The organism is Nonomuraea sp. NPDC049028 (assembly GCF_043197735.1).
Taxonomy (GTDB): Bacteria; Actinomycetota; Actinomycetes; order Streptosporangiales; family Streptosporangiaceae; genus Nonomuraea.
Genome location: NZ_JBICTR010000004.1, coordinates 739,251 through 760,062, shown reverse-complemented (window position 1 = coordinate 760,062; position 20,812 = coordinate 739,251). Strand labels below are relative to the sequence as shown.

21 protein-coding genes are annotated in these 20,812 nt (G+C 70.4%); 14 read left to right on the top strand and 7 right to left on the bottom strand.

From position 1 onward, the window contains the following. Positions 1 to 22 precede the first annotated feature (22 nt). Genes ACGFJ2_RS18930 through ACGFJ2_RS18920 form a run of 3 tightly spaced genes read right to left on the bottom strand, consistent with a single transcriptional unit; the run spans position 23 to position 2,060 of the window. A complete protein-coding gene (locus ACGFJ2_RS18930; protein WP_358174046.1) occupies positions 23 to 334 on the bottom strand; it encodes a hypothetical protein in 312 nt (103 codons plus the stop codon). Between the two features lie 60 nt (positions 335 to 394). Next, the gene (locus ACGFJ2_RS18925) at positions 395 to 1,741 is read right to left on the bottom strand and encodes a hypothetical protein (protein WP_393469821.1); all 1,347 of its coding nucleotides are present in this window, start codon (positions 1,739 to 1,741) and stop codon (positions 395 to 397) included. A gap of 10 nt (positions 1,742 to 1,751) precedes the next feature. Then, positions 1,752 to 2,060, bottom strand: coding sequence for a hypothetical protein (locus ACGFJ2_RS18920; protein ID WP_358174040.1), 309 nt, complete (start codon positions 2,058 to 2,060; stop codon positions 1,752 to 1,754). Positions 2,061 to 2,179: 119 nt separating this feature from the next. On the opposite strand from ACGFJ2_RS18920, the gene ACGFJ2_RS18915 reads away from it, so the two are divergent. From ACGFJ2_RS18915 to ACGFJ2_RS18880, 8 genes are all read left to right on the top strand, one after another. Further along, complete coding sequence (locus ACGFJ2_RS18915; protein WP_393469818.1) at positions 2,180 to 3,067, top strand: hypothetical protein; 888 nt, start codon at positions 2,180 to 2,182, stop codon at positions 3,065 to 3,067. A gap of 367 nt (positions 3,068 to 3,434) precedes the next feature. Beyond that, positions 3,435 to 4,196, top strand: coding sequence for an endo alpha-1,4 polygalactosaminidase (locus ACGFJ2_RS18910; RefSeq protein ID WP_357947789.1), 762 nt, complete (start codon positions 3,435 to 3,437; stop codon positions 4,194 to 4,196). A 34-nt stretch (positions 4,197 to 4,230) separates the two neighbouring features. Continuing rightward, complete coding sequence (locus ACGFJ2_RS18905; RefSeq protein WP_393469814.1) at positions 4,231 to 5,553, top strand: extracellular solute-binding protein; 1,323 nt, start codon at positions 4,231 to 4,233, stop codon at positions 5,551 to 5,553. A gap of 10 nt (positions 5,554 to 5,563) precedes the next feature. Beyond that, on the top strand, positions 5,564 to 6,514 hold the full coding sequence (locus tag ACGFJ2_RS18900) for a carbohydrate ABC transporter permease (RefSeq protein WP_393469811.1): 951 nt from the start codon (positions 5,564 to 5,566) through the stop codon (positions 6,512 to 6,514). Continuing rightward, positions 6,511 to 7,389, top strand: a complete 879-nt coding sequence (locus ACGFJ2_RS18895; RefSeq protein WP_357947797.1) for a carbohydrate ABC transporter permease — start codon at positions 6,511 to 6,513, stop codon at positions 7,387 to 7,389. The genes ACGFJ2_RS18900 and ACGFJ2_RS18895 overlap by 4 nt, the downstream gene beginning before the upstream one ends. A 26-nt stretch (positions 7,390 to 7,415) precedes the next feature. After that, positions 7,416 to 8,366: a carbohydrate kinase family protein gene (locus ACGFJ2_RS18890; protein WP_393469808.1), complete on the top strand. Its 951-nt coding sequence runs from the start codon at positions 7,416 to 7,418 to the stop codon at positions 8,364 to 8,366. Next, entirely contained in the window at positions 8,363 to 9,670 is a 1,308-nt protein-coding gene (locus tag ACGFJ2_RS18885; protein WP_393469805.1) for an alpha-glucosidase/alpha-galactosidase, read from the top strand. The genes ACGFJ2_RS18890 and ACGFJ2_RS18885 overlap by 4 nt, the downstream gene beginning before the upstream one ends. A 136-nt stretch (positions 9,671 to 9,806) precedes the next feature. Then, complete coding sequence (locus ACGFJ2_RS18880; RefSeq protein WP_357947806.1) at positions 9,807 to 10,040, top strand: DUF6289 family protein; 234 nt, start codon at positions 9,807 to 9,809, stop codon at positions 10,038 to 10,040. Positions 10,041 to 10,064: 24 nt separating this feature from the next. Here the strand turns inward: ACGFJ2_RS18880 and ACGFJ2_RS18875 are convergent, their stop codons facing one another. After that, a complete protein-coding gene (locus ACGFJ2_RS18875; RefSeq protein WP_393469802.1) occupies positions 10,065 to 10,601 on the bottom strand; it encodes an XdhC family protein in 537 nt (178 codons plus the stop codon). Between the two features lie 72 nt (positions 10,602 to 10,673). On the opposite strand from ACGFJ2_RS18875, the gene ACGFJ2_RS18870 reads away from it, so the two are divergent. Next, positions 10,674 to 11,435: a poly-gamma-glutamate hydrolase family protein gene (locus ACGFJ2_RS18870; RefSeq protein ID WP_393469799.1), complete on the top strand. Its 762-nt coding sequence runs from the start codon at positions 10,674 to 10,676 to the stop codon at positions 11,433 to 11,435. Between the two features lie 30 nt (positions 11,436 to 11,465). On the opposite strand, the gene ACGFJ2_RS18865 is transcribed toward ACGFJ2_RS18870, so the two are convergent. Together ACGFJ2_RS18865 and ACGFJ2_RS18860 are read right to left on the bottom strand one after the other, a co-directional pair. Then, positions 11,466 to 11,948 carry a metallophosphoesterase family protein gene (locus ACGFJ2_RS18865; protein WP_357947813.1) on the bottom strand — a complete coding sequence of 161 codons (483 nt, stop codon included), beginning with the start codon at positions 11,946 to 11,948 and terminating at the stop codon, positions 11,466 to 11,468. Then, positions 11,945 to 12,418: a GNAT family N-acetyltransferase gene (locus ACGFJ2_RS18860; protein WP_357947815.1), complete on the bottom strand. Its 474-nt coding sequence runs from the start codon at positions 12,416 to 12,418 to the stop codon at positions 11,945 to 11,947. Before ACGFJ2_RS18860 ends, ACGFJ2_RS18865 begins: the two co-directional genes overlap by 4 nt. An 82-nt stretch (positions 12,419 to 12,500) precedes the next feature. Between ACGFJ2_RS18860 and ACGFJ2_RS18855 the strand changes: the two genes are divergently transcribed. Both ACGFJ2_RS18855 and ACGFJ2_RS18850 read left to right on the top strand, forming a co-directional pair. Next, positions 12,501 to 14,984, top strand: coding sequence for a caspase domain-containing protein (locus ACGFJ2_RS18855; RefSeq protein ID WP_393469795.1), 2,484 nt, complete (start codon positions 12,501 to 12,503; stop codon positions 14,982 to 14,984). A 62-nt stretch (positions 14,985 to 15,046) separates the two neighbouring features. Further along, the gene (locus ACGFJ2_RS18850) at positions 15,047 to 15,511 is read left to right on the top strand and encodes a PPOX class F420-dependent oxidoreductase (protein WP_357947820.1); all 465 of its coding nucleotides are present in this window, start codon (positions 15,047 to 15,049) and stop codon (positions 15,509 to 15,511) included. A gap of 65 nt (positions 15,512 to 15,576) precedes the next feature. Here the strand turns inward: ACGFJ2_RS18850 and ACGFJ2_RS18845 are convergent, their stop codons facing one another. Next, entirely contained in the window at positions 15,577 to 17,586 is a 2,010-nt protein-coding gene (locus tag ACGFJ2_RS18845; protein ID WP_393469792.1) for a beta-galactosidase, read from the bottom strand. Between the two features lie 286 nt (positions 17,587 to 17,872). Here ACGFJ2_RS18845 and ACGFJ2_RS18840 point away from each other — a divergent pair, with 286 nt between their 5' ends. Genes ACGFJ2_RS18840 through ACGFJ2_RS18830 form a run of 3 tightly spaced genes read left to right on the top strand, consistent with a single transcriptional unit; the run spans position 17,873 to position 20,804 of the window. Next, positions 17,873 to 19,174, top strand: a complete 1,302-nt coding sequence (locus tag ACGFJ2_RS18840; protein ID WP_393469790.1) for an ABC transporter substrate-binding protein — start codon at positions 17,873 to 17,875, stop codon at positions 19,172 to 19,174. Beyond that, positions 19,171 to 20,016: a sugar ABC transporter permease gene (locus ACGFJ2_RS18835; RefSeq protein WP_358429757.1), complete on the top strand. Its 846-nt coding sequence runs from the start codon at positions 19,171 to 19,173 to the stop codon at positions 20,014 to 20,016. The genes ACGFJ2_RS18840 and ACGFJ2_RS18835 overlap by 4 nt, the downstream gene beginning before the upstream one ends. Before the next feature lie 2 nt (positions 20,017 to 20,018). Further along, on the top strand, positions 20,019 to 20,804 hold the full coding sequence (locus ACGFJ2_RS18830) for a carbohydrate ABC transporter permease (RefSeq protein ID WP_357947829.1): 786 nt from the start codon (positions 20,019 to 20,021) through the stop codon (positions 20,802 to 20,804). Positions 20,805 to 20,812: the final 8 nt, after the last annotated feature.

Sequence of the window (20,812 nt, the reverse complement as noted above, 5' to 3'; positions counted from 1 at the left end):
GGGGCACGCCCCCTTCACGGCCTCAGCCGCGGGTGTCGATCCACACGCTGATCGTCGTGTGCGGGCTGATGCCGGTGTACGAGGTGGCTCCGGCGGGCGCCCACGGGCCCTCGATGGGGATGAGCCCGACCTCCGGCAGGAAGTGCCGCTGCAGGACGTGGATCCGGTGCTCACCGGTGCCCGAGGTGCAGTAGCTGGAGGCCCACCGCTCCGCGGTGTTGAGCTGGTAGCTGCAGCCGGTGGGGGCGGCGAAAGCGCTGGGTCCCAGGCCGAGCACCAGCCCGATGGTGAGGGTGAGCGTCGCGGCCGAGGCGGACCATTTTCTCGCGTTCATACAGGGCTCCTGGGTCGGCGAGAATCGTTTAGGAAAGTTTCCTAAGAATGGTTGCGACCGTCAATGGGAGGGGATGGTCCACGTCACGGTGCGGGTCAGCTGCCCGCGCGTGGTGTACGACCTGGCCCAGCCGAGCTCCTCGAAACGACCGTTCTCCTGGTTGATCCACCCGGTCTTGGCGCCGTTGTCGTCGTACTTGTTGAAGTTGTACCGATCGTGGGCGTGGACGGTGATCTCCATCGTCGCCTGGTTCCCGTCGATCCGGACGTTCCCGCTGCCCCAGATCGAGTGGCTGCCCAGGGCGCCGTTCCAGTTGTCCGTCTCGGTCTTGGCCTTGAGCGGCTGGCCGGTCATCTGGAACGCCGATTTGCCGCTCTCCCGGTAGAGCCGCTCGGCCTGCTCCTGCGCCTGGCGGACCGCCGCGTCGACCGACTGGCGGACGCTCTCGTCCTCGTCGTACGCCTTCTGGTAGTCGACCTCGAAGTCGGTGCCGGAACCGTCCAGATAGTGCTTGACCGTGGCGGCGGCGTCGTCCCAGCCCGGCATCGCCTCCTCGCCGTGCATGAGGCCCCGCCACTTGTACCAGTTCGCGTAGTCCTCAGCGGTGGGCTTGGCGTCGGGGTCGTACGGCCAGGGATCGTCGAAGTGGATGCCAGGGTCCTGGGGCGGGCCGATACGGTATTCCCCGGTGAACGGGGCGCCCTTGGGGGGAATCGGCGGGTCGTGCGGGTGACGCTCCGGCCGTTCCTCGTCCAGGAACAGGGCGCCTCCGGACGCCGCCAGCATTCCGGCGGGCCCCAGCGCCTTCTTGAGCCGCGAGGCCGTGGCCACGGCCGGGAACTTGGGCGGCTTGGCGCCGAGCAGGCGGCGCAGGCGGGTCTCCAGCGCCCGGATCAGCGTCCGGCCGAAGTAGCGCTCCAGCTTGCGGCGCAGGGTGGCCACGGCCTGCCTGGCGAAGGTGCGCAGCATCCCGACAGTGGCCCGCGCCCGCAGCGCGGCGAGCCCGCCGGAGATCACCGCCGAGGCCAGCGCCCAGGTCAGGGCGATGAGCACGTACATCGCGAGCAGCTTCAGCAGCAGCTTGAGTATCTCGATGAGCCGGGCGAGCAGGTCATGGGCGTCCGCCATGGCGTGCAGCGAGGCCGCGAGGCTGTCCAGGTGGCCGGAGCCGGGCTCGCTGTAGTCGGCCCAGTAGGCGTTGACCGCGTCGATGTGGTCGCCGGCGTTGTTCGTGCCGGCGCGCGCGACGGCCCCGTGTGCCGCGGGGCTCACCTCGCGCTGCAGGGAGGTGGCGCATGTACGGTACGCCGTCGCGCACGTACGGATGCCGTCCTCGTCCTCTTTCGGCCATTTCACACCGAGCAGCCGGAACCCCGGCTCCAGCTCGGGCGTGAGGGTCACCGGCATGAGGCCCGCCTCACGAACCCGTCGCCCGGACGGCCTCCTCCGCGGCGGCCACGCCCTTGCGCAGGTCGTCGGCCATCACCTCGATGCCCGTGCCGGTGGCGTGCAGGTTGTGGTGCGTCTGCCCGCACGCCTGGTGGAGCAGCTCGTTGAGCTGGTCCACGGCCGCGCCCAGAAGGGTGCCGCCGAACGCCGACCCGCCGCTGCCGCCCACGGACAGGAGCAGGCTGTCGGCATGGCGCCGGAACAGGGCGGCGGAGTCCTTCATGTGCCGCCCGGCGCCGCTCAATGCTGCGTGGTCGAAGAGAAGCTCCTGGCCCAACGGTCACCCTCATACAGACACAGGGGCACCTATAGCCCCTTTTGTCCCATGCTAGACCAGGCGTGAGCATGGCTGTTTCCTTCAAGACCGGGGCACGGTGACCGGGTCATGATGAACGCATGAACATCGATCTTTCCGTGGCCGCCGACTTCATGGCCACCCACGCACGGGTCCTGGACCGCCGTCGCTTCCAGCTTCTGATGGGCGAGCGCGATCCGGCCGCCGTGCTGGCCGCGCTCGACGGCTACCGCAATCCGGACGGCGGCTACGGCTGGGGCCTGGAGCCCGACCTGCGCTCGCCCGAGAGTCAGCCGGGGGCCGCGCTGCACGCCTTCGAGGTGTTCGAGGACGTCGCACCGGCCGCCTGCCCGCGGGCGAGCGAGCTGTGCGACTGGCTGGAGTCGGTCTCGCTGCCCGACGGCGGGCTGCCGTTCGCGCTGCCCCGCACCTCGAACGCCGGCAACGCCCCCTGGTGGGCGGGCGCCGACAGTACGGTGTCCTCGCTGCAGATCACCTCCGTCACCGCGGCCGTCGCGCACCGCGTCGCCGCCCACCTGCCCGACGTGGCCGCACATCCGTGGCTGGAGCGGGCCACCCGGTACTGCCTGGACACGATCGCCGCCCTCGACCGGCAGCCGCCCGCGTACATACTCGCCTTCGCGCTGCACTTCCTGGACGCCGTGCACGACACCCACCCGGAGGCCGCCGGGCTGCTCGAGCGGCTGGGCGCGTACCTGCCGGCCGGCGGCCAGGTGCGCGTCGAAGGCGGCACCGAGCACGAGATGCTGCGCCCGCTGGACTTCGCGCCGTTTCCGGACCGTCCGGTGCGGGCCCTGTTCGCCCCGGAGGTGATCGAGGCCGACCTCGACCGCCTGGCCGGGATGCAGAAGGACGACGGCGGCTGGACCGTCGACTACGCCCGGATCTCACCGGCGGGCGTCCTGGACTGGCGCGGCTACACGACCGTCGGCGCGCTCGGCATTCTGCTTCGCAACGGGCGGGTCTGACGGCGGGTGCGGGCGAGCAGATGGGTGGGTTTGACGGCATGTACGGGCGGACTGATCGCCCCGCCCCGGCTTCCGCGCACCGGTAGGCTGCTCCGCACTGCGGTGACGTATCCCCTGTGCAATGCTGCGCTGAATGTGCCAGAAGTGAGCAGCTCCGGACTCTTGACAGGAGCGTTGGTGCTCGATTTACTCCGAGGAACGCCGGTATCGAGCACCGGCCCCAGAGGTACGCCTAGCCGGTAAGTGGCCACCGCCACAAGCCCGGACTAAGTCGCCAGGATCGCTGTCAGCGTCCGAGGCGGGGACGTACCCCCTATCGTCTGGAGACGCGACGATGAGCCCCACCCGTAGATGCTTAGGCGCTGCCGTGGCCCTTTCGGCCGCCTTGGTCGCCGTCCCCTCGACCGCCTCGGCGGCCGCGGTGACCCTGCCCCCCGTACATGCCGGGTTCGACTACCAGATCGGCGGCGCGTACACGCCGCCGGCCGGGGTCACCGTGGTCAGCAGGGACCGGGGCGCCGCGCCCGCCGCGGGGCTGTACAACATCTGCTACGTCAACGCCTTCCAGGTCCAGCCGGGCGAGGAGGACGACTGGGACTCCGACCTGCTGCTGCGTGACGCCAACGGCAAGGTGGTCATCGACGAGGACTGGGGCGAGGCGCTGCTGGACCTGCGGACCGACGCCAAGCGCAAGCGGGTCGCCGCGAAGGTGAACGGCTGGATCGACGGCTGCAAGGCCAAGGGCTACCAGGCCATCGAGCCCGACAACTACGACAGCTACACCCGCTCGAAGAAGCTGCTGACGGCCTCGAACGCCCAGGCCTACATCCGGCTGCTCAGCACCCACGCCCACGCCCAGGGCGTGGCCATCGCCCAGAAGAACACCTCGGAACTGGCCGGATCGCGCGTCGCGAACGGGCTCGACTTCGCGGTCGCCGAAGAGTGCGGCACCTGGGACGAGTGCGGCGACTACACGGCGGCGTTCGGCAACAACGTGATCGTGATCGAGTACACCGCGTCGGGCCTGAAGAAGGCGTGCTCGGGCTGGGGCACCAAGCTGAGCATCGTCCAGCGCGACGTGGACGTCTCGCCCAAGGGCGCCAGCGGATACGTCCGCAAGACCTGCTGAACGGTCTCCTGACCCACGGTTTTTGGAGGTAAAGATGGAGCGCGTTGCCCCACCGCCCTCCCGCCGGGACGTGCTGCGCGGCGGATATGCCCTGGCGCTCACGGCGGTGGCGGGAACGGCGCTGGCCGGGTGCGCGAGCGGCGCCGGCGACGGTGTCGGCGCCGACGGGCGGGTCACGATCGAGCTCTGGCACGGCCAGACCGACACCGCCAAAGAGGCCATGGCGCGACTGGTGGCCGACTTCGAGCGGGCCCACCCCGACATCCGGGTGGACATGGGCGGGGGAGTGCTGGCCGACGCGATGCTGCAGAAGATCACCGCCGCACTCGCGTCCGGCTCCTACCCTGACATCGCCTATATCTTCGGCTCGGACCTGGCGAACGTCGCACGCAGCCCGCAGGTGGTGGACCTGACCAGCATGGTCGAGTCCGGTCCCACGCCGTGGAACGACTTCTGGGCGCCGGCGCGGGCCGCCGTCACGATCAACGGCCGGGTACGCGCGGCTCCCGCGCTGCTCGACTCGCTGGCCGTGGTCTGCAACAAGAAGGTGTTCCGCGACGCCGGGGTGCCGCTGCCCCAGCCGGGCTGGAAATGGCCGGAGTTCATCGAGACGGCCAAGCGGCTGACCGACGCGAGCCGCGGCCGGTTCGGCACGGGCTGGCCGGGCGCGGCCGACGAGGACACGGTCTGGCGGCTGTGGCCGTTGATCTGGGACCTGGGCGGCGACGTGATCGGCAAGGACGGGCGCGGCATCGGGTTCGCCGACGTGGGCGTACAGGCGCTACAGGTGGTGGAGTCGCTCGCCAAGGACAAGAGCGTCTACATCGACCCCAAGCCCGGCAGCGAGCAGATGTACCAGGTGTTCCTGTCCGGCCTGATGGGGATGTCGGTCACCGGCCCGTGGCAGCTGCCCGACATCCAGACCGCCAAGATCGACTATCAGGTGGTGCCCCTGCCCACCTTCAGCGGGCGGCCGATCACGATCTCGGGCCCCGACACCTGGACCATGTTCGACAACGGTGAAGCGCGCGTGAAGGCCAGCCGTACCTTCCTGACCTGGCTCATGCAACCCGCGCAGGACGTGCGCTGGGACGTGGAGGCGGGCAGCCTGCCGCTGAGCCGCTCCACCCAGCAGTTGCCCGCCTGGCGCAAGCCGGAGGCGGAGACCGAGGGCCTGCCGGTGTTCGTCAAGACGCTGGAGACGGCCCGGGTACGCCCCACGCACCCCGCCTACCCGCAGATCTCCCAGGCGCTCGGGCAGGCCGTCATCGCCGTGCTGCTCGGCAGGAGCACCCCCGCCGAAGCGCTGCGCACCTGTGCCGAAGAGGCCAACGCCGCCCTGCTCATCCCGCGTTGAGGAGCCTCGCATGTCGTCTCTGCCCACCCCCATCACCATCTCCGCCCACGAACTGCGGCAACGGGCCCGGCGCCAGGCCCGCCGCCAGGAGTCGGCGACCGCCTGGACGTTCATCACCCCCGCCGTCCTGATCATCCTCGGGCTCAGCATCGTGCCCACGGTCTGGTCGTTCCTGCTGTCCTTCCAGGCCGACGACCTGGTCACGCCCAGCCGCTGGGTGGGGCTGGACAACTACTACGCGCTGACCAAGGACCCGCACTTCGGCCAGGCCGTACGCAACACGCTGGTCTACACGGCCCTGTACGTACCGCTCAGCATCGTGCTGGGACTGGCGCTCGCCCTCGCGCTGAACCGGCGGATCAGGTTCGTCGGCCTCTACCGCACGCTGTTCGTCGTGCCGTTCGTCATCTCGGCCACGGCCCAGGGGACGCTGTTCTCGTTCATCCTGGACCCGCAGTTCGGGGCGGCCAACTCGGTGCTGCACTGGCTCGGCGTCTCCCCCCAGGGATTCTTCACCGACCCCGCCCAGGCCCTGCCCGTCCTGGTGGCCGTCAGCCTGTGGAGCGGCCTCGGGTTCTGCGTGGTGGTATACCTCGCGGCCCTCCAGGACGTACCGCAGCCGCTGATCGAGGCGGCGCGGCTGGACGGCGCCGGGCGGTGGCACCTGCTGCGCCACGTCACCCTGCCCACGCTCACGCCGGTCAGCGTGTTCCTGGTGCTGTGGCAGACCATCAACGCCCTGCAGGTCTTCGACCTGGTGTACGTGACGACCAAGGGCGGCCCGCTCGGCGCCACCACGGTGATCGTCTACTTCATCTGGGAGCAGGCGTTCAAGAACTTCACGGCCGGTTACGGAGCCGCCGCCGCATACGTCCTCGCCGTGGCCCTGTTCGTGATCGCCGCCGGGTTGCGCGTGATCCGCAGCCGCGAGCGCCAGCGCCTCGAAGGAGCCACCCGATGACGGCGACCGCCACCACCCAACGCCGCGCCGCGCACGCGGGCGTGCGCCGCCCGGGCCGCGCGCGGCTGCCCTTCAGCCCCTGGCACCTGCTGCTGGCGCCGCTCGCGCTGGTCTTCGCGATCCCGCTGGTCTGGCTGCTGATCAGCTCCGTGATGACCAACGCGGAGATCAACCGGTTCCCGCCCGCGCTGTGGCCGTCCGGGATCAACCTGGGCGGCTACCGGTACGTGCTCAACAACGCGCTGTTCCCGCGCTGGTTCGTCAACTCGCTCATCGTCTCCGGTGTCGCGGTCGTGTCCAACCTGGTGTTCGGCGCGCTCGGCGGCTACGCCTTCGCCCGCATGCGGTTCTTCGGCTCCCGCGTCCTGCTGGTGCTGATGCTGGCCACGATGGCCATCCCGTTCCAGCTGACGATGATCCCGACGTTCCTGGTCATGAAGAGCTTCGGGCTCATCGACACGCTGGGCGCGCTGATCGTGCCGTCGCTGGTCACGCCGTTCGCGGTGTTCCTGCTGCGGCAGTTCTTCCTCTCGCTGCCCAGGGAGCTGGAGGAGGCCGCCTGGATGGACGGCTGCTCGCGGCTGCGGGTGTTGTTCCGCATCGTGCTGCCGCTGTCGCGGCCCGCGCTGAGCACCGTGGCGATCCTGACGTTCCTCAGCACGTGGAACGATCTGACCTGGCCGCTGATCGCCATCAACCACGACACCCAGTACACCCTGCAACTGGGCCTGGCCACCTTCCAGGGCAGGCACCACACGCAGTGGGCGGCGGTCATGGCCGGGAACGTCATCACGGTCCTGCCGGTGCTGCTCGCCTTCGTCGGCGCCCAGAAGTCCTTCATCCGGTCCATCACCTCCAGCGGCCTCAAGGGCTGAAACCCATCTCCAGCTACAGGAAGTCCATGTTCGACCTGCTTGTCATCGGCGACGCCAACCCTGACGTCGTCCTCGGCCCCCTGGACGCCCCGCTCGCCTTCGAGCAGCGCGAGCAACTGGTCGGCGCCGGCGCGCTCACCCTCGGCGGCTCCGCGGCGATCATGGCCTGCGGCGCCGCGCGCCTGGGCCTGCGCGTCGCGTTCGCCGGGCGCGTCGGCGACGACGACGCCGGCCGCTACGTCCGCGACGCCCTGAACGCCCGCGGGGTCGACACCGAGGCGCTGCGCGTGGATCCGAAGCTGTCCACCCCGCTCACCGTCGTGCTCACCCGCGACGGCGGCGACCGCGCGATCCTGACCGCACCCGGCACCCTGGCCGCCACCGGCGGAGACGACGTGCCCGAGTCGCTGCTCGCCACCACCCGGCACGTGCACGCCGCCTCCTACTTCCTCATGCCGGGGCTCGCGAAGGCGCTGCCCGGCCTGTTGCGCACCGCGCGGGGCCACGGCGCCACGACCTCGCTCGACACCAACGACGACCCCGCCGGGTTGTGGGATCCGTCGGGGCTGGCCGCCGTACTCGCCGAGACCGACATCCTGCTCCCCAACGCGCACGAGGCACGTCACCTCGCGCGCTCCATGGACGGGTCTTTGGAGGGGGCCGCCGCCGCGCTCGCCGCGCGGGGTCCGCTGGTGGTGGTCAAGAACGGCGCGGACGGCGCCCTCTGCCACGACGGGCGCACGCTCGTCACCACCTGCGGCATCACCGTCACACCCGTGGACGCGGTCGGCGCGGGCGACAGCTTCGACGCCGGCTTCATCGCCGCGACCCTGGCCGGACTGCCCCCCGCCCGAGCCCTGGACCTCGCCGCCGTCTGCGGCGCCCTGTCCACCCGTGCCCAAGGCGGCACCCCGGCCCAGCCCACCTGGGATGAGGCCGTCGCACACGTCCCCAGCAAGGATCAGCAGCCGACATGAACACCCCGAAGATCGCATTCATCGGCGCCGGGAGCGTCGTCTTCACCCAGGGCCTCCTGGCGGACCTGTTCGCGTTCGCCGAGCTGAAGGAGGCCCGCATCGCCCTGCACGACATCGACGCCGAGCGCCTGAGCACCGCGACCGCCGCCGCCCGGCACATCGCCGCCGAGCGCGGGGCCAGCCCGCGGATCACCGCGCACGCCGACCGGCGCGAAGCGCTCACCGGCGCCGACTTCGTCATCAACATCGTCCAGGTCGGCATGGGCGAGGCGACCCGCACCGACTTCGAGATCCCCGCCCGGTACGGCGTGCGCCAGACCATCGGCGACACCCTCGGCGTCGGCGGCATCTTCCGCGCGCTGCGCACGTTCCCCCTGCTGAAGGCCCTGGGCGAGGACATCGCCGCCGTCTGCCCCGAGGCATGGCTGCTCAACTACACCAACCCGATGGCGATGAACGTCCAGTACCTGGCCGAGGCCACCGGGCTCACCCGCGTGGTGGGGCTGTGCCATTCGGTCTACTGGACGATGCGCGACCTGTCCGACCTGGTGGGCGTGCCGTTCGAACAGGTGACGTACCGGGCCGCGGGCGTCAACCACCAGGCGTGGGTGCTGCGGTTCGAGCACGACGGCGTTGACCTGTACCCCCGGCTCGACGCCCTGATCGCCGCGGACGAGCAGTTGCGCCGCCGCGTCCGCGTCGACATGTACCGCCGGCTGGGCTACTACCCGACCGAGACCAGCGAGCACTCCTCCGAGTACGTGCCCTGGTACCTCGGCCACGACAGCGAGATCGAGCGGCTGCGCCTGCCCATCGGCGCCTACCTGGACATCGTCGACGAGAACGTGGCCATCTACGAGCGGACCCGCGACGCCCTGGCCGCCGGAGACCCGCTGCCGGTCGACGGGACCATGGAGTACGCCCCGCAGATCATCCACAGCATCACCACGGGCACGCCCAGGACCGTCTACGGGAACGTGCCCAACCACGGCCTGATCAGCAACCTCCCCGCCCGGGGGACCGTCGAGGTGCCCTGCCTGGTCGACGCGATGGGCGTGCAGCCCACCCGCGTCGGCGAGCTGCCCCCGCAACTGGCCGCACTCAACCGTACCTACCTCAGCATGAACGACCTGGTCGTACGGGCCGCGCTGGAGGACGATCCACGCCACATCCGCCACGCCGCCATGACGGACCCGGCGACCGCCGCGGCCCTGCCCGTGGAGCGGATCTGGGAGCTGTGCGACGACATGGTACGAGCCCACGCCGATCGCCTGCAGCCCGCCCTGCGCGCCACCCTCGGCTAGGCCGGCCGCCTTTTCATGACCGTCGGCTACCCGAGCTCAGGACAGTAGAAGTCAAGATCCTCACGCATCTTGAGCTCGGGCCCCCGGTGATCGATCATCGACGGCAGTGCCACTTCCTCGATCGGGAAGGATCTTCATGATTCGCCGCGTACTGCTGGCCGTACTCCTCGCCCTCGCCACCCTCACGACCTTCACCAGCGCTCCCGCGTACGCCCGAGTCTGCGCGCTCGGCAACCACTGCGTCACCACGTACTACTCCGACTCCAGCTACACCACGGTGGTGGGCGCCATGTACGAGGACTGTGAGGGCGCCGAGTCCAGATGGGGCTCCCGCTCGATCTACAAGGACTTCGTCGAGACCCCCTGCTGAACCGGGCACCGTGGCCGGGTGGCTTCAGAAGGCGAAGCCGCCCGGCCGTCCGTTGCGGTCGGCGAGCAGACCGGCCAGCGTCGCGACGGCGATCTCCGGTGGCGTGCGCGAGCCGATGTTGAGCCCGATCGGCCGGTGCACCCGGGCGATGTCCTCCTCCCGCGAGCCCAGCTCGGCCAGCGCCTGGAGATAGGGCGCCGGATGGCGCGGGCTGCCCATGACCCCTATCCACCGGCACTTGTGCGCGAGCAGCTCGTGCAGCACAGCGGCGAGTTCGGGACGGTGGTGGTCGGTGAGCACGATGTCCGCGGTGCCGTCCAGGTCCGCCGGGGGCGTGGTGACGACCTCGAACCCCTTCGGCGCGGCGGCCCGGCCGGGGTCGGGCTCGAAGAGGATCCCGCGGAATCCCAGGTCGGCGCCGTAACGCAGCAGGTAGTCGGCGACCGGTGAGGCGAACACGGCGACGAGGGTGCGGCCTTCGGCACCGGCTGCCGCCTCGCCATGGGCGACGTCACAGAGCGCGTCCGCGTCATGCGCGTGGGCGTCATGCGAATGGGCCATGCCAGCAGTCTCGCACGCGATCGGATCGGCTCCATTACCGTGGACCCATCAACCGTTTCCAAAGCTGGGGGCATGACCATGGCAAGCGTTCTCCCGACGGTACGAGGTCTCGCCGGGGTCGCCCTCGTCGCGAGCGGTGTCGCGCTCGTTCCGGCGCCCGCTTCCGCCGCCGCCCAGCACCGCGCTCCCGCCGCCGCCCAGCACCGCCTCGCCGACACGTACCCGAACTACGCCGAGCTCGCCGCGCACGAGACCGAGGGCACCGACTACCGGCGCGTCAAGCGCTTCCCTCAGGGCGCGAAGGTGGCGCACATCGCCATCCACGGGGGGAGCATCGAGGCCGGCACGTCCCAGCTCGCGGATTACAGCGCCGAAGCGAGCCAGGCCGCCTTCTACGCGTTCGAGGGCATCAAGCCCACGGGCAACGGCACCCTGCACATCACGGCCAGCCGGTTCGACGAGCCGCGGGCGCTCACGCTGCTGTCCCGGGTCGACCGTACCGTCTCCTGGCACGGCTACTCCGACAGCACCGAGGCGAGCACGTACGTCGGCGGCCGGGACACGGCGCTGGTCGAGCGGGTCACCGCCGGGCTGCGCGCCGCCGGGTTCACGGTCGCGCGGGAGATCCCGGACGGTCTCGACGGGTCGAGCCCGGACAACATCGCCAACAAGAACCGCCGGGGCAAGGGCCTTCAGCTGGAGATCAGCAGCGCCCAGCGGAAGCGGTTCTTCGCCGACGGCGATCTCACCCGTAGCTCGATCGAGAATCCGGCGAACCGCACCAAGGCGTTCTACGCCTACACCGCGGTGATCAACAAGGCCCTGAGCGACTGATATCGGGGGCGGTCCATCGACGCGGCGCCATCAGGTGACGGGCACGATCTCCGTCGACACCAGGCGCCCCTCCTCGATCACGAGCAGACCGATCGTTCCGTGCGGCTGGCGGCGGCGGTCGGTAGGGGAGCCCGGATTGAAGATCCGCAGCCCGTCCTCGTGATGGTCGAGCGGGATGTGCGAGTGCCCGAACACCACCAGCTCGGCGTCCGGGAAACGCCGCCGCATGCGGTCCCACCGCCCCTTGGCCGTACCGCTGTCGTGGATCATCGCCACCCGGAGCCCGGCGAGCTCGAGCTCCAGCGTCTCGGGCGCGTCCACGTCGGGTCCGTCGTTGTTGCCCTTCACCGCGTGAACCGGCGCGTACGCCGCCAGCTCGGCCAGCACCGCGCCCGTGCAGACATCGCCCGCGTGCAGGATGGCGTCGGCCCCACGCAACTGCGCGGCCACCCGGTCCGGACACGACTTCCAATGCCGAGGGGCATGGGTGTCGGACAGGACCGCCACTCTCATACCGGCGCCTCCCACCGCACCTCGCCGTCCTGCCACTGGTCGGTGGGGCGCAGCCCGACGGAGGCGGCGACGGCGGCCGAGGCGGCGTGGTCGGGGTGGATGTGCGCGACGATCGTGTCGATCTCCTGGCCCGCGATCCAGCCGACCAGCGCCTTGGTGGCCTCGCCGGCCAGGCCGCGGCCCTGCCAGGGGGTGCCGACCACCCAGGCGAGCTCGGCCGTGCGGCGGTCGATCGTGGCCTGCACGTAGCCCACCAGAGCGCCGTCCTCACGCAGCTGGATCACCCAGTTGCGCCAGCCGACCGGCCCGGCGACCAGCCGCTCGTAGCGGCTGCGCAACTCCTGCGCGGTCGCGGGCGCGCCGCCGATGAAGGCGTGCAGGGCGGGATCGGCGAGCACGACGGCCATCTCGTCCGCGTGCTCGACCCGCAGGGGCAACAGGACCAGCCGTGGGGCTTCGATCATGTCCATACGCTCACGATATCCGGGCTGTTCGAGGGTCTATCCCCGGGCTTATGATGCGCTCGACACGCTCCGGGGCGGGGGGTAGTGGATGGCCGATGAGGTGACGCGGCTGACCGTGCACGTGGTCGACGGCGGCGCGGACGCGCAGGAGCTGGAGCGGTTGACGGCCGGGTTGCGCGGCGAATTACTCGAACTCGACGTACTGGACGTCGCACCCGAGACCGGAGAGCCGCCGCCGGGGGCCAGGGCGATCCTGTCATTCGCCGTTGGCGGCCTGGTCATCTCGCTGGCGGGCATGGACCTGCTCGCGGCGGTCGTGAACGCGGTGACGGCCTGGCTGCAGCGCGATCGGAACCGCTCGGTCAAGCTCGGTGTCGACGGCGACCTGCTCGAACTGACCGGGGTACCGTCCCGCGAGCAGCGGCGGCTCACCGACGAGTGGCTGCGCCGGCGCGCCGCCCGCGGCGGCGAGCGTCCGCTGAGCGGCACTCGGATGGCGCTGATCGTGGCGAGCGACGAGTACGCCGATCCCGGGCTGCGGCGGCTGCGCGCCCCGTCGCTGGACGCCCAGGCATTGGCCCGCGTGCTGGGAGACCGCCGGATCGGCGGGTTCGATGTCCGGACGATGCTCAACGAGACCACGCAGGACGTCAACGAGGCGGTGGAGGAGTTCTTCGCCGACCGCGATCCCGACGATCTCCTCCTGCTGCACTTCTCGGGTCACGGCGTCAAGGACGAATCCGGCGAACTGTACTTCGCCACGCCCACCACCAAGCTCAACCGGCTCGCGGCGACCGCGGTGCCGGCCGAGTTCGTCAACCGGCGGATGAGTCGCAGCCGGTCGCGCCGCATCGTCCTGCTGCTCGACTGCTGCTACGCGGGCGCCTTCGCGCGCGGGGCGCTGCCGCGCGCCGGACTGGGCGTCAACGTCGAGGAGCAGTTCGGCGGGCGCGGTCGCGTGGTGATCACCGCGTCCAACGCCATGGAGTACGCCTTCGACGGCACCGAACTGGCGGACACCCAGGAGCTGTCGCCCTCCGTCTTCACCAGCGCCCTGGTGGAAGGGCTGGAGAGCGGCGAGGCCGACCGGGACTCGGATGGCTATGTCGCCATCGACGAGCTGTACGACCACGTCTACGACACCGTACGGCGCACCACACCCAGCCAGACACCGGGCAAGTGGACGTTCGACGTGCAGGGCGAAATGTACATCGCCAGGAGGGCGCGGCCCGTCAGCCGGCCGGTGTCACTGCCGGAAGAACTCCAGCACGCGATCGACCACCCGATCGCCAAGATCAGGGCTGGTGCGGTCGGGGAACTGGAACGGCTGCGCCACAGCAGGCACGAAGGGTTGGCCCTGGCGGCACGGCTGGCCCTGGAGGCGCTGGCCGACGACGACAGCCGACTCGTGTCGGGGGCCGCCACCAAGGCCCTGGGCGCCGAGGCCACGGCTCCCCGGGTCGCGAAACGGGCCAGTGGGCCCGCCGAGCCCGTCGGGGCAGCACCCAAGACACCAAAGCCCGCGCCACCCACGCCCGCGCCTGCGACACCCGCGTCGCCGACACCGACGCCCGCGACACCGACACCCACGCCTGCGACCAGTACGGTCTCCCCGTCCGTGCCCGTGTCATCGGCGGCCGGGCCGTCGAGGTGGCTCATTCCCGTGCGGGCCTTGGTGCTGTTGGCGGCCCTGTTGCTGGTCAGCACGCCGATGATCGCGCTCGCCACGCCGATCGCCTCGATCTGGCTGGCGCTTCTGGTGACCGCCGCCGTCCTGGTCGGCCTGCTGCCGCCCGGCCGCCTTGAGCGCGACGTGGCCGTCGGCGCCACGTTCGGGCTCGCCGCCGTCTACCTCGGCGAGCTGTCCGTCTTCTCCTGGGCACGGGGACCGCAGCCCGTAGCCGGATGGGTGGCGGCCGCCGCGGGCGTCCTGGTGCTCGCGGCCGTGCTGTTCGAGACGACATCCGCCGCCCCCGGCCGGTGGAGATTCCTCGACCGGGTCGTGGCCGTCCTGGCTCTGGCCGCGATCACCGCCCATCTCGCCGCCCCCGAAGCCATCACGCGTGGTCCGGGGGAGACCGCGATATGGATCGCCACGGTCGCCCTCGCCGGCGGCTTCGTCGTGCTGGCCGTCCTCCACCTCGTCCGTCACGCGCGCCAGGGCCTGCCATGGGTCCCGATGGCGCTCGGGCTGGCCGCGACCCTGCTCGTGACGTACGACCTGGTCGACGTGTATCACCTGACCACCGGCAGGAACCAGCTGGCCGCCGCCTACCAGCCCGCTCTGCTCGTGATGCTGCTGATCGCCGCGTTGTCGGCGCGTCCGCGATCGTACTTCCTGGCCGCCGCGCGGCTCTCGGTGATCGTCGGGCTGCTGTACGGGGTCGGCTACTACTACAACTCCTTCCCCAATCTCTCTCAGTGGGGGCCGGAAACCCCGGAGGCGGCTCCGACTCAGCCGGCGCGACTGCTGGTCCTGTCTCTCGCGGCGGTCTGCGTCGCGGTCGGCGCCTATCTGAGCCGTCCGAGCGCCACAACGGAACGCGACCCGTCGCCTGACCCGAGGAGGTGAAAGGATCGGAGTCTTGGCGCCGGCCGCCGCCGATGGCCGGGCGCGGAAAGGTATGGGAAGAAATGGCTCCGAGGGTCGCGACCGCCCGCCGTGTCGAACTGCCCGAACTCCTCGATTTTCTCCGTCCCAGGCATCACGGCCTGCTGTCGACCACCCGTGCCGACGGGCGGCCCCAGCTCTCGCCGGTGTCCTGCGGGGTGGACGAAGGCGGCCGGATCGTGGTGTCGACCTATCCCGACCGGGCCAAGACGCGCAACGCCCGCCGTGACGAGCGGGCGTCGATCTGCGTGCTGTCCGACGACTGGGACGGCCCGTACGTCCAGGTCGACGGGCGGGCCGAGGTGCTGGACATGCCCGAGGCGCTCGACGCGCTGGTGGACTACTACAGGTGCATCTCCGGCGAGCACCCCGATTGGGATGACTATCGGGCCGCCATGGAGCGGCAGGGCAAGTCCCTCATCCGCCTCCATATCGACCGTTGGAGTCCGATCGCGACCGGTGGTTTCCCGGCCCGTCTGGCGCTCTGACCGGATCAGCTCTGACCGGATCAGCTCTGACCGGATCAGCTCAGACGGGATCAGCTCTGACGGGATCAGTCGAGAGGCCGTAGTGCGACGACCGCGCGCGGCGCCAGTGTCACCATGCCGTCGGCCGTGGACCCGGTCAGCAGGTCCTCGGCCGGATAGGGGATCGGCACGCGCCGCGTCTCGTCACCGTGGTTGAGCACGAACAGCACGGGCCCCCGGCGTACCGCCTCGACGCCGGGCGGCAGCTCGGGCAGGGCCCCGGTCACGTCCGCGTCGGCCAGCACCCGCGCGGTCAGCTCGGCCAGCCCGTCGGCCTCGGGCACCGTCGCCACGTACCAGGCGACGCCCGCGCCGCTCTCGTGCCGCAGCACCGCCGGGCGGCCGGCCAGATCGCCGTCGGCGAATGTGGCCACCGGCTCGGCGCCCTCGGCGGCCATCAGCTCGGTCCAGATCCGCGCGGTGAAGCCGGTGCCGTCGGCCCAGTGGCAGCGCACCGGCCGGTCCTCCGGCGCGGGCAGCCACTCCTCGCCGGACGCGCCCAGCACCTCGCGCAGCGGCGCGGGAAAGCGGCCGGTACGGACGTGCGCCCGCGGGTCCGCCACCCCGGAGAAGGGGCCGACCAGCAACACACCGCCGCGGTGCACGTACTCGGTCAGGGACGCGGCGTCCCCGTCACTGATCAGGTAGAGGTTCGGCACCACGGTCAGCGCGTACCCACTGAGGTCCGCGGACGGCGGCACCAGGTCCACGGTCACGCCGCGCTCCCACAGCGGCCGGTAGAAGCGCAGGAGCTGGTCGGGCAGGGTGAGCCGGTCACTGGGCCGGCCGCGCTCCTCCAGTGCCCACCAGCTGGCCCAGTCGTGCACCATCGCCACCTTGGCGGGCACCGGCGTGCCCGCCACCGAGGCCAGCCCGCGCAGCTCGTTGCCGTGGGCACGGACCTCGGCGTGCAGCCGGGTCTCCGGCCCCGCGTGCGGCACCATCGCGGCGTGGAAGCGCTCGGCCCCGAACCGGGAGGCCCGCCACTGGAAGTAGCACAGCCCGTCGGCGCCGCGGGCGAGCGCCTGCAACGACTCCAGCCGCAGCTGTCCTGCCTGTTTGGGGAGGTTGTGCGGGCGCCAGTTCACCCCGTTCGTGGCCTGCTCCATCAGTAGCCACGGCCGTCCGCCGCCGAGTGAGCGGGTCAGGTCGTGGGTGAGCGCCGAGCGGGCGGGGGAGAGCGGGTCGGCGGGGTCGGGGTACCAGTCGTTTGAGACAATGTCCTCTTCTGGCGCCCACGCCCAGTAGTCGACGGGCTTGAACAGACCCATGAAGTTCGTGGTGATGGGCACGTCCGGTGTTCGTTCGCGCAGGATGTCGCGTTCGGCGCGATAGTGCGCGAGCAGCGCGTCCGAGCAGAACCGCCAGAAGTCGAGCTGCTGTGTGGGGTTGATCATGTACGGGGCGCGGCGCGGGGTGATGATCTCGGCCCACTCGCCATAATGCTGGCTCCAGAAGCTGGTGCCCCACGCCTCGTTCAGGGCGTCCAGGTCGCCGTAGCGCTCTCGCAGCCAGGTACGGAACGCCGCCGCCGTGTCACCGCAGTGGCAGACCTGGCCGTACTCGTTGCCCACGTGCCACAGCGCTAGCGCCGGGTGTCCGGCGTAGCGGTCGGCGAGGTCGGTGACGATGGCCAGTGCCTTCTCCCGGTAGGCCGGGGACGATGGGCAGAACTGGTTGCGCGAGCCGTACCAGAGCCGGTGTCCCGACTCGTCCACGGGCAGGGTCCGCGGCCAGCGGTGGCCCAGCCACGGCGGCGGCGAGGCGGTCGGGGTGGCCAGGTCGACCGCGATCCCGGCCGAGCCGAGCAGGTCGAGCACCCGGTCCAGCCAGCCGAAGTCGCGCGCGCCCGGCCTCGGCTCGATCCGCGCCCAGCTGAACACGCCGACGGTGACCAGGTTGACCCCGGCCGCCCTCATCAGTTCGACGTCCTCGGTCCAGACCTCTTCTGGCCACTGCTCGGGGTTGTAGTCGCCGCCGAAGAGCAGCCCGCGCTCTTCGGTGAGGGTGTGCGTGCCCAGTCGCGGCGAGGCCATCGAATGCCTGCTCCGTCGCGCCGGGCCCGAGCCTAACGAAGTCATTCCACTCCGGCCTGGGCGGCTCGGCGCAGCAGTGGGCCGAGACGAGTTGGTGAAAACGTTTCGCAAAAAAATCTATGGCCCGGTTTGCGGGTATGTCAACGTCTTTAGGTGGTGCGTCCTAAATGTCCAGTCGGGCGGCGTACGAGCCGCCTGACCTGGCCCTTGTCCTTCTGCGCGCTTGGTGGCATCCTGGCCGCCTGAAGGTGACACGTGTAGACCTCGGTCCAGAAGGAGCTAGGGGATGAAGTTCTTCAGGGTGGTTATCGCCACGACAGCCCTGGCCGGCGCCCTGGCCGCCTGCGGCTCAGGTGGGTCGGGCGGGTCGGGCGGGTCGGGCGGCGCGAGCCAGGCCGCCGACGCCTCGGGCCCGATCCAGTTCGTCGGCCCCGAGGACCCCAAGACCTTCGCCCCAGTCATCGCCGGGTTCGAGGCCAAGAACCCGGGGACCAAGGTCAACTACACCCAGGTCCCCTTCGACCAGCTCAACAGCGTGCTCCAGCAGCGCCTCGCGGCCAAGGACGACTCGATCGACGTCTACACGGTCGACCAGCCGCGCGTCGCCGCGCTCGCCACCCGCGGCTTCCTCACCGACCTGAGCGACCTGACGGACAAGGTCAAGAGCGCCGCGCTCCCCGGGCAGTACGAGGTCAACGTCTTCAGAGACAAGCTGTGGGCGCTGCCCATCTGGACCTCCGACCAGTTCCTCTTCTACAACACCGAGTTGCTGGAGAAGGCGGGCGTCCAGCCACCGCCGAGCGACCCGGCCAAGCGGTGGACGTGGGAGCAGACGGTCGAGGCCGGCAAGAAGGCGCAGGAGAAGGCCGGCGCCCAGTGGGCGGTCATCCCTGAGCAGATCGAGCAGTTCTACCAGCTGCAGAGCCTCGCCGAGTCGCTCGGCGGCGGATCCGGGATCACCGGCCCCGAGATGCTGACGCCCGCCATCACGACCGACGGCTGGTTCAAGGCGATGACCTGGTACCACGGCCTGTTCGCGAACAAGCTGGCCCCGCGCGGCGTCGGCTCCTTCCAGACCTCGCCGCTGTTCAGCGAGGGCAAGGTGGCCTTCTTCGCCGGCGGCCCGTGGGACGTGGGCACGTTCGCCGCGGCCAAGGGGCTGAAGTGGGGCGTGGCACCGTACCCCTACTTCCAGGGCGGCAAGCCGGTGACCCCGACCGGCTCGTGGTCGTGGGGCGTCAACCCGGCCTCCAAGAGGCAGGCGGCGGCGAAGAAGTTCATCGAGTACGCCGCGCTCGACCCCGAAGGCAACCTCCAGACCACGCAGAACACCACGATCATCCCGTCGAACAAGGCGGCGTTCGACAAGTACGTACCCCTGCTCGACGCCAAGGCGAAGGGCGTCGGCGAGATCATGAAGTACGACGCCCAGAACACGGCGGTGGCGCGGCCCAGGTCGGTCGGCTACATCCAGTTCGAGGACATCATGACCAAGGCGTTCGCCGACATTCGTAACGGCGCCGACCCCAAGGCCCGGCTCGACCAGGCGACCCAGGAGATCACCACCGCCTGGAAGCAGCTTCGATGAAGGTCGCGCTGGCCTTTCTGGCGCCCGCGCTGGTGGCGCTGCTGGCGCTCCGGCTGATCCCCGCGGCCATCGCCGTGGGCAGCAGCCTGCGGCACACCAGCCTGGTCACCGGCGAGACGTCGTTCGTCGGCCTCGGCAACTACGCGACGCTGTTCGACGACCCGACGTTCCTGCAGAGCGTCAAGGTCACGCTGGTGTTCAGCCTGATCGTGAACCCGCTGCAGATCGCGGTCGCCCTCGCGCTGGCGGTTCTCTACACGCGGAAGTTCGCCGGGGTGCGCTTCCTGCGTTCCCTGGTGATCCTGCCGATCGCGGTGCCGCCGGCGGTGTCGGCGGCCATCTGGAGCGTGGCCTACCGGCCCGACGGGATGCTCAATGCCGTGCTGCACGTGCTGGGCATCCCGCAGCAGCCGTTCCTGACCTCGCCGCAGCAGGCGCTGTGGTGCCTGATCGTGCTGCTGTCGTGGATCGGGGTCGGCTACTGGATGATGTTCCTCATCGCCGGCATGCAGGACATCCCGCGCGCGCTCTACGAGGCGGCGGCCATCGACGGCGCCTCGTCCTGGGCCAGATTCTGGCATGTGACGCTGCCGCTGCTGCGCAGGCCGCTGGCGTTCGTCCTGGTGGCCGACACGGTCTCCAACTTCCTGGTCTTCGCCCCGGTCCAGATGCTGACCAACGGCGGCCCGCAGGGCTCCACGAACGTCACCATGTTCGACATCTTCACCCGCGCCTACAGCGTCGGCGACCTCAATCTGGCCCAGGCCGAGGTCATGCTGCTGGTGCTGGTCGTGCTCGCGGTCGTCATCGTCCAGTTCCGTCTGCTGCGCGCCAAGGACTGAGCATGCTCAGAAAGACACTCGCCGGCGTCGTCGGCCTCGCTTTCGCGCTGCCCCTGCTGTGGGCGCTCAGCAGTTCGCTGCGCGGCACGGGCAACCTCGGCAACTCGCTGATCCCCGCCGACCCGACGCTCGCCAACTATCTGGCGCTGCTGACGGGCGGCTTCGGCCGGGCCATCGCCAACTCGCTGCTCGTCGCGCTGGCCACGGTCCTGATCGGCCTGGCCATCTCCGCGGCGGCGGCGTTCGGCCTGTCGGCCATCAGGTTCCGAGGTCAGGGCGTGCTCTTCGGCCTCGTCGTGCTGAGTTTCCTCATCCCGTTCGACGCGATCGCGATCCCGCTGGCCACGCTCTTTCGCGACTGGAACCTGCAGAACACCTACGCGGGCCTCATCCTGCCCGGACTCGGTCACGGCCTGGCGATCTTCCTGCTGCGTCAGTTCTTCCTGGCCGTCCCGGCCGAGCTGGTGGAGGCGGCGCGGATCGACGGGCTGGGGTGGTTCGGGGTGTTCGCCCGGCTGTATCTGCCGTTGTCGCGTCCCGCCCTGGTCAGTGCGGGTCTGACGTTGTTCATCTTCCAGTGGCAGGCGTACGTCTGGCCGCTGCTCATCGGCACCGACGCCGAGCACCAGCTGGGGCCGATCGCGCTGGCCAACATGCGCGGGCAGTTCACCATCGACTACGGGCAGCTGTTCGCCGGCTCGGTCGTGCTGACCGTGATCCCGCTGGTCATCATCCTGCGCTTCCAGCGCCAGTTCACCCAGTCCATCGCGACGACCGGGCTCAAATAGAGAAAGGC

Excerpts from the sequence above, each read along its gene's own strand:
- ACGFJ2_RS18930 (WP_358174046.1), bottom strand. The coding sequence starts at position 334 with ATGAACGCGAGAAAATGGTCCGCCTCGGCCGCGACGCTCACCCTCACC.
- ACGFJ2_RS18925 (WP_393469821.1), bottom strand. The coding sequence starts at position 1,741 with ATGCCGGTGACCCTCACGCCCGAGCTGGAGCCGGGGTTCCGGCTGCTC.
- ACGFJ2_RS18915 (WP_393469818.1), top strand. The coding sequence starts at position 2,180 with ATGAACATCGATCTTTCCGTGGCCGCCGACTTCATGGCCACCCACGCA.
- ACGFJ2_RS18905 (WP_393469814.1), top strand. The coding sequence starts at position 4,231 with ATGGAGCGCGTTGCCCCACCGCCCTCCCGCCGGGACGTGCTGCGCGGC.
- ACGFJ2_RS18900 (WP_393469811.1), top strand. The coding sequence starts at position 5,564 with ATGTCGTCTCTGCCCACCCCCATCACCATCTCCGCCCACGAACTGCGG.
- ACGFJ2_RS18895 (WP_357947797.1), top strand. The coding sequence starts at position 6,511 with ATGACGGCGACCGCCACCACCCAACGCCGCGCCGCGCACGCGGGCGTG.
- ACGFJ2_RS18890 (WP_393469808.1), top strand. The coding sequence starts at position 7,416 with ATGTTCGACCTGCTTGTCATCGGCGACGCCAACCCTGACGTCGTCCTC.
- ACGFJ2_RS18885 (WP_393469805.1), top strand. The coding sequence starts at position 8,363 with ATGAACACCCCGAAGATCGCATTCATCGGCGCCGGGAGCGTCGTCTTC.
- ACGFJ2_RS18880 (WP_357947806.1), top strand. The coding sequence starts at position 9,807 with ATGATTCGCCGCGTACTGCTGGCCGTACTCCTCGCCCTCGCCACCCTC.
- ACGFJ2_RS18875 (WP_393469802.1), bottom strand. The coding sequence starts at position 10,601 with ATGGCCCATTCGCATGACGCCCACGCGCATGACGCGGACGCGCTCTGT.
- ACGFJ2_RS18870 (WP_393469799.1), top strand. The coding sequence starts at position 10,674 with ATGACCATGGCAAGCGTTCTCCCGACGGTACGAGGTCTCGCCGGGGTC.
- ACGFJ2_RS18865 (WP_357947813.1), bottom strand. The coding sequence starts at position 11,948 with ATGAGAGTGGCGGTCCTGTCCGACACCCATGCCCCTCGGCATTGGAAG.
- ACGFJ2_RS18860 (WP_357947815.1), bottom strand. The coding sequence starts at position 12,418 with ATGGACATGATCGAAGCCCCACGGCTGGTCCTGTTGCCCCTGCGGGTC.
- ACGFJ2_RS18855 (WP_393469795.1), top strand. The coding sequence starts at position 12,501 with ATGGCCGATGAGGTGACGCGGCTGACCGTGCACGTGGTCGACGGCGGC.
- ACGFJ2_RS18850 (WP_357947820.1), top strand. The coding sequence starts at position 15,047 with ATGGCTCCGAGGGTCGCGACCGCCCGCCGTGTCGAACTGCCCGAACTC.
- ACGFJ2_RS18845 (WP_393469792.1), bottom strand. The coding sequence starts at position 17,586 with ATGGCCTCGCCGCGACTGGGCACGCACACCCTCACCGAAGAGCGCGGG.
- ACGFJ2_RS18840 (WP_393469790.1), top strand. The coding sequence starts at position 17,873 with ATGAAGTTCTTCAGGGTGGTTATCGCCACGACAGCCCTGGCCGGCGCC.
- ACGFJ2_RS18835 (WP_358429757.1), top strand. The coding sequence starts at position 19,171 with ATGAAGGTCGCGCTGGCCTTTCTGGCGCCCGCGCTGGTGGCGCTGCTG.
- ACGFJ2_RS18830 (WP_357947829.1), top strand. The coding sequence starts at position 20,019 with ATGCTCAGAAAGACACTCGCCGGCGTCGTCGGCCTCGCTTTCGCGCTG.